This window comes from Arthrobacter sp. MW3 TE3886, from assembly GCF_041262145.1.
GTDB lineage: Bacteria > Actinomycetota > Actinomycetes > Actinomycetales > Micrococcaceae > Arthrobacter.
In genome coordinates this window covers 127,321-139,182 of sequence record NZ_JBGCAN010000001.1, presented here as the reverse complement: position 1 = coordinate 139,182, position 11,862 = coordinate 127,321, and the positions used below count along the sequence as shown (strand labels likewise).

General features: G+C 69.1%; 11 protein-coding genes. 10 read left to right on the top strand and 1 reads right to left on the bottom strand.

From position 1 onward, the window contains the following. Positions 1 to 105: 105 nt before the first annotated feature. Entirely contained in the window at positions 106 to 1,422 is a 1,317-nt protein-coding gene (locus ABH915_RS00650; RefSeq protein WP_370116654.1) for an MFS transporter, read from the bottom strand. Positions 1,423 to 1,647: 225 nt separating this feature from the next. On the opposite strand from ABH915_RS00650, the gene ABH915_RS00645 reads away from it, so the two are divergent. The 10 genes from ABH915_RS00645 to ABH915_RS00600 all read left to right on the top strand — a co-directional run bounded on the left by ABH915_RS00645 (position 1,648) and on the right by ABH915_RS00600 (position 11,862). Further along, positions 1,648 to 2,490: an IclR family transcriptional regulator gene (locus ABH915_RS00645; protein WP_370116651.1), complete on the top strand. Its 843-nt coding sequence runs from the start codon at positions 1,648 to 1,650 to the stop codon at positions 2,488 to 2,490. Between the two features lie 181 nt (positions 2,491 to 2,671). Continuing rightward, on the top strand, positions 2,672 to 3,553 hold the full coding sequence (locus ABH915_RS00640; protein WP_370116648.1) for a shikimate dehydrogenase: 882 nt from the start codon (positions 2,672 to 2,674) through the stop codon (positions 3,551 to 3,553). Beyond that, positions 3,553 to 5,583, top strand: a complete 2,031-nt coding sequence (locus ABH915_RS00635) for a bifunctional sugar phosphate isomerase/epimerase/4-hydroxyphenylpyruvate dioxygenase family protein (protein WP_370116645.1) — start codon at positions 3,553 to 3,555, stop codon at positions 5,581 to 5,583. Before ABH915_RS00640 ends, ABH915_RS00635 begins: the two co-directional genes overlap by 1 nt. Positions 5,584 to 5,624: 41 nt before the next feature. Continuing rightward, complete coding sequence (gene pcaH, locus ABH915_RS00630) at positions 5,625 to 6,533, top strand: protocatechuate 3,4-dioxygenase subunit beta (RefSeq protein ID WP_370116642.1); 909 nt, start codon at positions 5,625 to 5,627, stop codon at positions 6,531 to 6,533. 7 nt (positions 6,534 to 6,540) lie between these two features. Continuing rightward, the gene (pcaG, locus tag ABH915_RS00625) at positions 6,541 to 7,116 is read left to right on the top strand and encodes a protocatechuate 3,4-dioxygenase subunit alpha (RefSeq protein ID WP_370116639.1); all 576 of its coding nucleotides are present in this window, start codon (positions 6,541 to 6,543) and stop codon (positions 7,114 to 7,116) included. Then, a complete protein-coding gene (locus ABH915_RS00620) occupies positions 7,113 to 8,693 on the top strand; it encodes a lyase family protein (RefSeq protein WP_370116636.1) in 1,581 nt (526 codons plus the stop codon). The genes pcaG and ABH915_RS00620 overlap by 4 nt, the downstream gene beginning before the upstream one ends. Beyond that, positions 8,686 to 9,504 carry an alpha/beta fold hydrolase gene (locus ABH915_RS00615; protein WP_370116634.1) on the top strand — a complete coding sequence of 273 codons (819 nt, stop codon included), beginning with the start codon at positions 8,686 to 8,688 and terminating at the stop codon, positions 9,502 to 9,504. The genes ABH915_RS00620 and ABH915_RS00615 overlap by 8 nt, the downstream gene beginning before the upstream one ends. Beyond that, a complete protein-coding gene (pcaC, locus tag ABH915_RS00610; RefSeq protein ID WP_370116631.1) occupies positions 9,501 to 9,986 on the top strand; it encodes a 4-carboxymuconolactone decarboxylase in 486 nt (161 codons plus the stop codon). The genes ABH915_RS00615 and pcaC overlap by 4 nt, the downstream gene beginning before the upstream one ends. Continuing rightward, entirely contained in the window at positions 9,983 to 11,197 is a 1,215-nt protein-coding gene (locus ABH915_RS00605; protein ID WP_370116628.1) for an acetyl-CoA C-acyltransferase, read from the top strand. Before pcaC ends, ABH915_RS00605 begins: the two co-directional genes overlap by 4 nt. A 5-nt stretch (positions 11,198 to 11,202) precedes the next feature. Next, positions 11,203 to 11,862, top strand: a complete 660-nt coding sequence (locus ABH915_RS00600; protein ID WP_370116625.1) for a 3-oxoacid CoA-transferase subunit A — start codon at positions 11,203 to 11,205, stop codon at positions 11,860 to 11,862.

Sequence of the window (11,862 nt, the reverse complement as noted above, 5' to 3'; positions counted from 1 at the left end):
CTTAACCCGTCAACGCCTTAACGACGGCGGCCCGCCTCCAAAGGGACGGGCCGCCAGCGTGTAGTGCGGTGCGGAAGTGCGGTTGAATCCGCTGCCGGTGCGGGGCTACTGCTGGCCGAGCTGCTTGGTGGGGACCCGGAATGTTTCCTTGGCCGTCAGCGCCGCGACGGTGGCGATCAGGCAGATGATTGCGGTGAAGATGGAGATCTGGACCCAGCCGCCGGGCTGGATGCCGCCCATGGCCGCCACGATCGCCGGGGCGAAGCCGGCCATCAGGAAGCCCAGCTGGGTGCCGATTGCGAGGCCGGAGAAGCGGACGTTGGTGCTGAACATCTCGGCGTAGAAGGAGGGCCAGACCGCGTTGGCCGCAGCATAGCCGAAGGAGAAGAACGCGATTGCCGTAAGGAACATCAGCGCGACGTTGCCGGATTCGAGGCTCAGCAGGAAGACCGGGGTCAGGGCTGCGCTGGACAGTGCGCCGTAGATGAACACCGGCTTCCGGCCGATCTTGTCGGCGAGCATGCCGAAGAGCGGCTGGGTGCCCAGTGCCATGAAGTTGGCGCCGACGACGAGCCAGAGGGTGGTGGTGCCGTCCACGCCGGCGACGTTCTTGGCGTAGCTGATGGCCAGGGTGCCGAAGACGGTGGACACTGCGGCGATGAAGGCGCAGGCGATGACACGGACGACATCGCGCCAGTGGCTCTTGAGGAGGTCGGCCACCGGGAGCTTGGAGATCTGCTTGGTCTTCTGGGCTTCCTCGAATGCCGGCGGCTCGTGCAGGGTACGGCGGATGAAGAACGCGACCAGCACCACCACGGCGCTGAGCCAGAACGGGATGCGCCAGCCGATCGTGTACTTGATCTCGTCAGGCAGGGCGAGGACCGGGATGAAGACGAGGGCGGCAAGGATCTGGCCGCCCTGGGTGCCGGTCAGGGTCCAGGAGGTGAAGAAGGAGCGGCGGTTGTCCGGGGCGTGCTCGAGCGTCATGGACGAGGCGCCGGCCTGCTCGCCGGCAGCGGAAAAGCCCTGGCAAAGACGCGCAAGCACCAGCAGAGCAGGGGCCCACCAGCCGACCGTCTCGAAGTCCGGCAGGCAGCCGATGGCAAAGGTGGAAGCGCCCATCAGCAACAGGGTGAACATGAGGACCTTCCGGCGCCCTATCCTGTCACCGAAGTGGCCGAGGACAACGGCCCCGACCGGGCGGGCAATATAGGCAAAGCCGAAGGTAGCGAACGACATGATCGCCGCGTTGGTGTCGGCGTCCGGGAAGAAGACGTGCGGAAAGATCAGCGCCGCTGCGGAACCGAAGATGAAGAAGTCGTAATACTCGACGGCGCTGCCCAGGAAGCTGGCAAGGGCCGCCTTCTTCGGCGTTGCTCCTGTGGCTATGCCCGGCGTCGTGGACGGGACAGTGTGGCTCATGGTGTTCCTTTGGTGTGACGACGTTGTCGCGGATGGATCAGGAAGGTCTCGGCTGCCGCTTGCTTAAGTTTGGTGCAGCCGGAGGTCCGTGGAAAGACCCGGACTAGTAGCCACATGGTGGAAGCTACTTGTGCGATGTAGCAATCATGACTGTGAGCGCAGTCACTTGTCAACAAAAATAATCACCATCTAGAAATAGCTCTCACTATGTGGGAACATCAATGCATGAGTGTGAATCAAACCACAGACGTTCCCGCCGCTTCCGGCTATCCCGCGGAGGCCCCTTCGAGGCCTGCCAAGGCCGCCAGGGAGGACTCGCGGACGGACATGGTGGGCAAGGCCCTGGGCCTGCTGGTCCTCCTGGGCGACGAGCCGCGCGGCGCCAGCGCCGCGGAGATCTCCCGCCGCGCGGACCTGCCGTTCAGCACCACCTACCGCCTGCTCGGCTCGCTGACCCGGGACGGGTTCGTGGACTACGAGCCGGACGGCCGGCGCTACCACCTGGGGCTGCGGGTCTTCCAGCTGGGCCAGCGCGTCTCCAACCACCACGGCTTCGCGGGCACGGCGCTGCCCATCCTGCGGCGCGTGACCGAGGAAACGGGCGAGGCGACCATCCTCTCCGTGCGCGACGGCATCCACCACCTGACGGTGAACAAGGTGGACGGCCCGCAGACCTTCCGGGTCACGAGCGATCCCGGGCATCTCGGGGCACTGCACACCACCTCGGTGGGCAAGGCGCTGGTGGCGTTCGCCGACGACGCCACTCGCGCCCAGCTCGTTGAGGAGCTGCCCCTGGAGCCGCTGACGGCGCTTTCCATCACGGACCGCGAGGCCTTCCGGGCCGAAATCGAGCAGGTCAGGCGCCAGGGCTTTGCCACCATGGACGAGGAAAACGAGCTCGGCATGCGCGCCGTCGCCGTCCCGGTCTTCAATGCCCAGGGGCACGCCTTCGCCTCGCTGGCCACGGCGGTCCCGGTCTTCCGCCTGAGCATGGAGGCCCTCGTGGCTCTCGTGCCGCTGCTGCAGGCGGCGGCCGCGGAGCTGTCGGCCCGGCTGCCCCAGCGGTGACGCCGGCGGGAACTGGCACAAGCCGTCGCCGCAACGAGCCGCCGCCGTAATAATATGTTCGTCATTCGAACAACAGTGCAACATGTGAACAAATTCTGTAATGTAATCCCTAACACCCGGTCCGCCGCAGACGCCGCAGGCGTCGCCCCCGCCGAGTGCCGTTGTCAAAGGAGCTAACCGGATGAGCAATCGAGCAGAGTCCTTCCTCGTGGGCCTCGTGGGAGACGGCGTCATGCCCTCCCTCACGCCCTATATGCATGAACGCGAGGGCGACGTGCAGGGCCTCCGGTACCTTTACCGCCCCATTGACCTCATCGAACTAGGCCTGCCCGGCCAGGCCGTGGGGGAGCTGCTGTCCGGCGCCCTGAGCCTCGGGTTCAACGGATTGAACATCACGCACCCCTGCAAGCAGCTCGTGCTCGAGCACCTCGATGAGGTCTCCACCGACGCCCGGCGCCTCGGCGCCGTAAACACCGTGGTCATCCGCGACGGCCGCTTCATCGGCCACAACACCGACTTCTCCGGGTTCGCGTCGGCGCTGGCCTCCGGGCTCCCCGGCGCCACCCTGGACCGCGTGGTGCAGCTGGGAGCCGGCGGCGCAGGCTCCGCCGTCGCCTACGCCCTGCTCACCGCGGGGGTCCGCGAGCTGGACCTTGTAGACACCGACGCAGCCCGCTGCACCGCCCGGGCAGCCGAACTCGCCGGGTTCTTCCCGGACCGGACCGTCACCGCCCGGACCACAGCGGAGCTGCCGCAGCTGATGCCGCAGGCCGACGGCCTGGTGCACTGCACCCCCGTGGGCATGGCCGCCCACCCGGGCGTGCCGCTGGACATGTCCCTCGTGGAGTCCCGGCACTGGGTGGCCGACATCGTGTACCGGCCGATCGAAACCGAGCTCGTCCGCGCCGCCCGGGCCAAGGGCTGCGAGGTGCTCGACGGCGGTCGGATGGCCGTGGGCCAGGCGGCGGACGCCTTCCGGATCTTCACCGGACGCGAGGCAGACGCCGACCGCATGCGCTCCCACTTCCTGGAACTTGTGGCCGCAGAAGAAGTGGCCGCCTGATGCGTACCGGAATCGCCACCGTCTGCCTCTCCGGCACCCTGCGGGAAAAAATGCAGGCCTGCGCCGTCGCCGGGTTCGACGGGATCGAAATCTTCGAACAGGACCTCGTGACGTCCCCGCTGAGCCCGGAAGACGTCCGGAAACTGGCTGCCGACCTGGGCCTCAACCTGGACCTTTACCAGCCGTTCCGCGACTTCGACAGCGTTCCCGAGGACTTGCTCGCCGCCAACCTGCGCCGCGCGGACGCCAAGTTCCGGCTGATGTCCCGCCTGGGCATGGACACCATGCTGCTCTGCTCCAACGTCGGCACCGCCACGATTGACGATGACGAGCTCCGGGCCGCCCAGCTCTCCCGGCTCGCGGCCCTGGCCGGCGACCACGGCGTCAAGGTCGCCTATGAGGCCCTGGCCTGGGGCAAGTACGTCAACGACTACGAGCACGCCCACCGGCTGGTTGACATGGTGGACCACCCCAACCTGGGCACCTGCCTGGACTCGTTCCACATCCTTTCCCGGGACTGGGACACTGCGCCGATCGAAGCCTTCAACCCGGAGAAGATCTTCTTCGTCCAGGTCGCCGATGCCCCCAAGCTGTCCATGGACGTGCTGTCCTGGAGCAGGCACTACCGGGTGTTTCCGGGGGAGGGCCAGTTCGAACTCGCCAAGTTCATGGGCCACGTGGTCCGCGCCGGCTACGCGGGCCCGGTGTCGCTGGAGGTGTTCAACGACGTCTTCCGCCAGTCCGACGTCGAACGCACCGCCGTCGACGCCATGCGGTCGCTGATCTGGCTCGAAGAGCAAAGCGCCCGCTGGCTGGAGGCAAATCCGGCCCCCGCCGCAGGCAAGGCTTCCGGCGCGGCGGCCCGTCGCCGGTACCCGATGGAGCTCGCCACGCTGCCGCGGGTGGCCGAGCCCGCCGGCTTCAACTTCGCCGAGGTCCGGGCCGGGGACACCGCCGGCCTGGAAACCCTGCTCGGCCAGCTGGGTTTTGCATTCAACGGGCGCCATCGGACCAAGGATGTGCAATTGTGGACCATGGGCCACGCCCGCGTGATCATCAACGAGGAACCCGCACCCTTCGGCACAGCGACCCCTGCCGGCGGAAGCCCTGCCGCCGGTACCGGCCAGCCGGCTCCCGCCGCCCCTGCCATCTCCGCCCTGGGCTTCGACGTCGACTCTCCCGTGATCGCCGCAGCCCGCGCCCAGCAGCTCAAGGCCCCCGCCGTACCGCGCAAGAGCCAGGCCAACGAGGAAGTCTTCCAGGGCTTCGCCGCGCCGGACTCCACCGAAATCTTCCTCTGCCAGGGCAGCCCGGACGGCACCGCGGCCTGGGTCGGTGAATTCGGCGAGCCACACGGCTCCGGCGAGGAACTGCCTCACGCCGCTCCAGGGGCCGGCCCCGTTCCCGGCGCGGGTGCCGCGGCCGGCGCCGTGATCGACCACGTGAACCTCGCCCAGCCGTGGCAGCACTTTGACGAAGCTGTGCTGTTCTACACGAGCGCCCTCGCGCTGGAACCGCAGCCGTATGCCGAGGTGGCCAGCCCCACCGGCCTGGTCCGGTCCCAGGTCATGCTCACCGAGGACCGGGGCGTCCGCCTGGTGCTGAACCTGGCGCCGCTGCTGCAGCAGGAAGCCGCCGACGGAACAAAGGAACCCGGCGCTGCCGGGCCCGGCCACCGCCGCACGTACCAGGAGCATGTGGCGTTCGCCGTGGATGACCTCGTGGCCACGGCCCGGGCCGCCCGGGACCGCGGACTGGACTTTCTGCAGATCCCGGCGAACTACTACGAGGACCTCGACGCCCGGTTCGCCCTGGACCCGGAATTCCTGGCCACGCTCCGCGAACTCAACCTGCTCTATGACCGCGACGCCGACGGCGAATTCCTGCATTTCTACACGGCCACCGTGGGCAGCGTGTTCTTTGAAATGGTGGAACGCCGCGGCGCCTACGACGGCTACGGCGCCCCGAACGCCCCGGTCCGGCACGCCGTCCAATACGACCACCTGCACCAGCTGACCCGCACTTCCTGACCCCATTCGAATAGCAAACACACCAATGAAAGGAGGCTGCTGTGCCTGAAGAAATCAACCTCGACATCTTCAACGCCGACCCGATCACCGAGGACGTGTCCGACGAAGCCACGGAGGCCGCACCGAAGACGCATGCGCCCGCTGGCCCTGCCTTGGATACTGCCGCGGAGTCGCAGGCGGACCTCAGCGCCGAGATGAAGGCGATCGGCGACGCCTACGCGCAGGCCCTCAAGAGCGGAGCCCCCGCCGAAACCCAGCCGCGGCTTGACTACGCGCCGTACCGCAGCAGCGTCCTGCGCCATCCCACCAAGGACCTGCACCACGCGGACCCGGAAACCATCGAGCTCTACTCGCCGGCGTTCGGGCACATGGACGTGCACGCGCTGGAAGCGGACCTGACCATCGCGCATAACGGCGAACCGCTGGGCGAACGCATCGTGGTTTCCGGCCGCGTGCTCGACGGCGACGGCCGCCCCGTCGCGGGCCAGCTTGTGGAAATTTGGCAGGCGAACGCCGCCGGCCGCTACATCCACAAGCGGGACCAGCACCCGGCACCGCTGGACCCCAACTTCACCGGCGTCGGCCGCTGCATCACGGGCGCGGACGGCTCCTACAGCTTCACCACCATCAAGCCCGGCGCCTACCCGTGGAAGAACCACCTGAATGCCTGGCGCCCGGCGCACATCCACTTCTCCTTGTTTGGGCAGGAGTTCACCCAGCGGATCGTCACCCAGATGTACTTCCCCGGTGACCAGCTGTTCCCGCTGGACCCGATCTACCAGTCGATCGTGGACCAGGATGCCCGCGACCGGCTCGTGGCCACCTACAACCACGAGCAGACCAAGCCAGAATGGGCTCTGGCGTACAACTGGGACATTGTGCTGACCGGGTCCAAGCGGACCTGGACCGAAAACGAGGCATTGGGCGCAGAAGGCGACGAGAATGAATAGGAGCGCCATGAGTAAACTCACCCCGACACCGGGCCAGACCGTGGGGCCGTTCTACGGCTACGCCCTGCCCTACACCAAGGACCGCGAGCTCCTGGCTCCCGGCTCCCCGGGCTCCATCCGGCTCCAGGGAACCGTCTATGACGGCGCCGGGCACCCCATCCCGGACGCGATCCTGGAGATCTGGCAGGCCGACGCGGACGGCAACGTTCCGCACCGTACAGGCTCCCTCGTCCGGGACGGCTACACCTTTACCGGCTTCGGCCGCAGCGCGGTCGGCAACACCGGCGTCTTTACCTTCACGACGGTGAACCCCGGCCCCACCGAGGAGGGCGCGGCGCCGTTCATCGCCGTCGCCGTCTTTGCCCGGGGCCTGATGAATCGCCTGTTTACCCGCGTCTACCTGCCGGAGGACGAGGAGGCACTGGCCAAGGATCCGCTGCTCAGCTCGCTCGAACCGGACCGCCGCCGGTCCCTCATCGCGCGTCGGGATTCCGACGGCGGCCTGACCTGGGACATCCGCCTCCAGGGCGAGGGCGAGACCGTGTTCCTGGATTTCAGCGGCGCCGAGGGTGCCGCCAAGTGACCTTCCTCGAAACCGACGGCGACGCCGGCCTGCACGGCGACTTTGGCCTGCTGAGTCCCGTGTCGGCGTCGCCGCTAGTGGCGGCGCTGACCGGGGACCGTGCAGTGCTCGGCGCCATCCTCAAGGTCGAGGCCGCCTGGGCGGCGGTCCTGGACGAGGCGGGCCTGGCCCCGGCGGGGTCCGCCGCAGTGGTGGCCGCCGCCGCGGACGTGCAGCGGTACGACGTTGCAGGCATCGCCGTGCGGGCCCAAGGCGGCGGCAACCCCGTCATCCCGCTGCTCGCCGACCTCCGTGAACAGGTCAGGAACCTGGACACCGCCGGACTCGGCGCCGTCCAGGCCATTCACACGTCGCTGACCAGCCAGGACGTGCTCGACTCGGCCCTGATGGTGCTGGCCGCCGGGGCCATCCGCGAACTGCTCGCGGAGCTCCGGGCGGCAACGGCCGCCCTCGCGGGCCTCGCCGAAGCCCATGCGCACACGCTTTGTGTCGCCCGGAGCCTGACCCAGCACTCGCTGCCCTACACCTTCGGGCTGCGGGCCGCGCAGTGGTTCAGCGGGCTGGCCGCCGCGGCCAGCCGGCTCGAGGCCCTCGAACTGCCGGTACAGACCGGCGGCGCGGCCGGGACCCTCGCCTCCGGCACAGTACTCACTGACCGCGCTGTGCTCACTGGCGGCGCTGGACTTACCGACGGCGCTGGGTCGGCCGCAGGGACGCTGACCGCGGCGCCGCTGTCCCCGTTTGATCTCGCCGACCGGCTGGCCGCCCGCCTGGGTCTCGCGCCCGTTCCTGCCCCCTGGCACACCAACCGGCTGGCCGTGACCGCGCTCGGCGACGCGCTGGCGGCGGTGACGGACGCGGCCGGAAAGATGGCCGCCGACGTCCTGTTCCTGAGCCGGCCGGAAGTTGCCGAGATTGCGGAACCGCGCGCCGCGGGGCGCGGCGTGTCCTCGGCCATGCCGCAGAAGCAGAACCCCGTGCTCTCCGTGCTGATCCGCAGCGCCGCCCTGCAGGCGCCGGCACTGGCCGCCCAGCTGCATCTCGCGGCCGCCAATTTCAACGACGAACGCCCCGACGGCGCCTGGCACAGCGAATGGGCCGCCCTGCGCCAGTTGCTCCGCCTGGCCCTCGGCGCCGCGGGACAGCTGCGGGAACTGGCCGAAGGGATGGAGGTCTTCCCCGGGGCGATGCGCCGCAACCTCGGGCTCGGCGGCCCGCTGCTGCTCTCCGAAGCCGTCAACGCCGCCGTCGCACCGCTTTTGGACGGGGCCGTTTTGGACGGCCGCGGCGCCGGGACGGGAGCGGGCCGGACCGGGAAACAGCGGCTGCAGGCCGTCGTCGACGAAACGCTCCAGGCCCGGGCGGCGGACCAGGCGGACACCTACCGGGCACTGCTCCGCGCGGCTGTCCCTGAAGAGCTGCTCACGGACGCCCGCCTCGAGGAGCTGTTGAACCCGGCCAACTACCTCGGCCAGGCCGTCGAGATCTCCCGCCGCATCCTCGCGGCGTATCCGGAATACACCGGCCAGGCCGGCGCCATTGCCCACCAACTCCAGAACGGAGCCTCCCGTGGCTAGACCCACCGTCAAAGCAGTCCTGCTTTCGCCCCAGCGCGAGCTGGGCGACAAACCCCTCCTCATCGTCGGGCCCTCGCTCGGAACATCCTCCCTGCTGTGGAGCCAGGCCGGCACGTTGCTGGGCCCCGACGTCGACGTCATCGCCTGGGACCTGCCCGGGCACGGGGTTTCGCCCGCGGCGGAGGAGGCCTTCACGGTCGCCGACCTCGCGGATGCCGTGATCGGCCTGGTCGATTCGATCGCCCCGGGCGCGCGCTTCCACTACGCCGGGGTGTCCCTGGGCGGCGCCACCGGACTGCAGCTTGGCATCAAGCACGGCGACCGGCTCAAGAGCCTCTCCGTGCAGTGCTCCGGCGCGAAGCTCGGCACTGCCGAGGGCTGGCTGGAACGTGCCGAAACCGTCCGCACGCAGGGCACCCCGGTGATGATCCAGGGTTCCGCGCAGCGCTGGTTCGCGCCGGGCTTCATGGAGAGCCAGCCGGAGCTCAGCAGCCGGCTCCTGCACAGCCTCCGGGACGCCGACCGTTTCAGCTACGCCTTCTGCTGCGAGGCCCTGGCCGGCTTCGACGTGCGGGACCAGCTCGGCACCATCCGCGTGCCCACCCAGGTTGTGGCGGGCGCCCTGGACGAGGTCGCCCCGCCGTCGATGGCCGGGGAAGTCGCCGCGGGCATCACCTCCGGCGGCGGCACTGCCACGGCCGTCAGCCTGGAGGGCGTGGCACACCTGGCGCCGTTCGAGGCGCCGGGCCACGTCGCCGAGCTGCTCAAGGGCCTCATCACCTGGACCGAAACCCAGGGAGCGGGAGCATGACTCGCTCCGAAACCAGCAGTGCCGAATTCCACGGGCCCGAACGCAACGGGGTGGTCCAGCCCGGCGCGACCAGCCAGGAAATCTACGACGGCGGCATGAAAGTCCGCCGCGAGGTCCTCGGCGCCGCGCACGTGGACCGCGCCAACGCCAACAAGGATTCCTTCACCGAGGACTTCCAGGACATGATCACCAGGATCGCCTGGGGCGGCATCTGGACCCGGCCCGGGATCAGCCGCCAGATGCGCTCAGCCGTCACCCTGACCGCCATGGTGGCCCACGGGCACTGGGAAGAACTGGCCATGCACGTCCGCGCCGCCATCACCAACGGCCTTAGCCGGGACGAGATCAAGGAAATCCTGCTCCAGACCGCCATCTACTGCGGGGTCCCCTCCGCCAACACCGCCTTCAAGACCGCCCAGCACGTCTTCCATTCCATGGACGAGGCGGCCAGGGACGAGGCAGAAACGGACAAGAACCCATGAATCAGGCATTTATCTATGACGCCGTGAGGACCCCGTTCGGGAAGTTCGGTTCCGGCCTTGCCGGGGTCCGCCCGGATGACCTCGCCGCGCACGTGATCCGCGAATCCGTGAAACGCGCCCCGAAGCTCGATGTTGAGCGGATCGATGAGGTGGTGTTCGGCAACGCGAACGGCGCGGGCGAGGAAAACCGCAACATCGCCCGGATGGGCACCCTGCTGGCCGGGCTGCCGGTCTCGGTCCCGGGCACCACGGTCAACCGGCTCTGCGGGTCCTCCCTGGACGCGGCGATCATCGCCTCCCGCCAGATCAATACCGGCGACGCCGACCTGATGCTGGTCGGCGGGGCCGAGTCGATGTCCCGGGCCCCGTGGGTGCTGCCCAAGACCGAGAAGCCCTACCCGGCCGGGGACCTGACCCTGGCCTCCACCACGCTGGGCTGGCGCCTGGTGAACCAGGCCATGCCCGCGGAGTGGACCATCTCGCTGGGCGAGGCCACCGAACGGCTGGCCGAAAAGTACGGGGTGAGCCGTGAGGCGCAGGACGAGTTCTCCGCCGCCTCCCACAACCTCGCCGCCGCCGCGTGGGACGAGGGCTTCTACGACGCCCTGGTCGCCCCGGTCCCGGGCACGGACCTGGTCCGCGACGAGGGCATCCGGCCCGGGTCCTCGGCCGGGAAGCTCGCCGGGCTCAAGACCGTGTTCCGGACCGAGAGCGGGACCGTCACGGCCGGGAACGCCTCCCCGCTCTCCGACGGCGCCTCCGCGGCGTGGCTCGGCTCCGAGGCCGCCGCCGGGCTGCTGGGGATGGAGCCGCTGGCCCGGATCGCCGGGCGCGGCGCGCACGCCAACGACCCGCAGTACTTCGGCTACGCCCCGGTCGAGGCCGCGAACAAAGCCCTCGCCAAGGCCGGGATCGGCTGGGACCAGGTCGGCGCCGTCGAACTGAACGAGGCGTTCGCCGCGCAGTCCCTGGCCTGCATCAACGCCTGGGGCATCGATGCGGGAATCGTGAACCGGCACGGCGGCGCGATCGCCATGGGCCACCCGCTCGGCGCCTCCGGCGCCCGGATCCTGGGCACCCTGGCCCGGTCCCTGCAGGCCGCCGGGCAGCGCTGGGGCGTCGCCGCGATCTGCATCGGCGTCGGCCAGGGCCTCGCCGTCGTCCTCGAAAACGTGTCCGCCGCCCCCACGGCACAACCAGTGAAAGGTTAAGGGCCATGCTGAATTTCATTGACACCGTCGGCGAGGCCGTCGCCGGCATCAAGGACGGCTCCACCGTGATGATCGGCGGCTTCGGCAACGCCGGGCAGCCGTTCGAACTCATCGACGCGCTGCTTGGGTCCGGCGCCACAGACCTGACCGTGGTGAACAACAACGCCGGCCAGGGCGACCAGGGACTGGCGCTGCTGATCAAGGAGGGCCGGGTGAAGAAGATGATCTGCTCCTTCCCGCGGCAGTCCGACTCCTGGCACTTCGACACCAAGTACCGCGCCGGCGAGATCGAGCTCGAACTCGTCCCGCAGGGAAACCTCGCCGAGCGGATCCGTGCCGCCGGTGCCGGGATCGGCGGCTTCTTCACGCCCACCGGCTACGGCACCATGCTCGCCGAAGGCAAGGAAACCCGTTTCCTGGACGGCAAGTGGCAGGTGTTCGAGACCCCCATCCACGCCGACGTCGCCCTGATCAAGGCCCTCACGGCGGACGGCAGGGGCAACCTCGTCTACCGCAAAACCGCGCGGAACTTCGGCCCCATCATGGCCGCCGCCGCGAAACACACCATCGCCCAGGTCTCCGGGATTGTCCCCACCGGCGGCCTGGACCCGGAAAACATCGTGACCCCCGGCATCTACGTCAACAGCATCGTGAAGGTGGCCTGA

Excerpts from the sequence above, each read along its gene's own strand:
- ABH915_RS00650 (WP_370116654.1), bottom strand. The coding sequence starts at position 1,422 with ATGAGCCACACTGTCCCGTCCACGACGCCGGGCATAGCCACAGGAGCA.
- ABH915_RS00645 (WP_370116651.1), top strand. The coding sequence starts at position 1,648 with ATGAGTGTGAATCAAACCACAGACGTTCCCGCCGCTTCCGGCTATCCC.
- ABH915_RS00640 (WP_370116648.1), top strand. The coding sequence starts at position 2,672 with ATGAGCAATCGAGCAGAGTCCTTCCTCGTGGGCCTCGTGGGAGACGGC.
- ABH915_RS00635 (WP_370116645.1), top strand. The coding sequence starts at position 3,553 with ATGCGTACCGGAATCGCCACCGTCTGCCTCTCCGGCACCCTGCGGGAA.
- pcaG (WP_370116639.1), top strand. The coding sequence starts at position 6,541 with ATGAGTAAACTCACCCCGACACCGGGCCAGACCGTGGGGCCGTTCTAC.
- pcaC (WP_370116631.1), top strand. The coding sequence starts at position 9,501 with ATGACTCGCTCCGAAACCAGCAGTGCCGAATTCCACGGGCCCGAACGC.
- ABH915_RS00605 (WP_370116628.1), top strand. The coding sequence starts at position 9,983 with ATGAATCAGGCATTTATCTATGACGCCGTGAGGACCCCGTTCGGGAAG.
- ABH915_RS00600 (WP_370116625.1), top strand. The coding sequence starts at position 11,203 with ATGCTGAATTTCATTGACACCGTCGGCGAGGCCGTCGCCGGCATCAAG.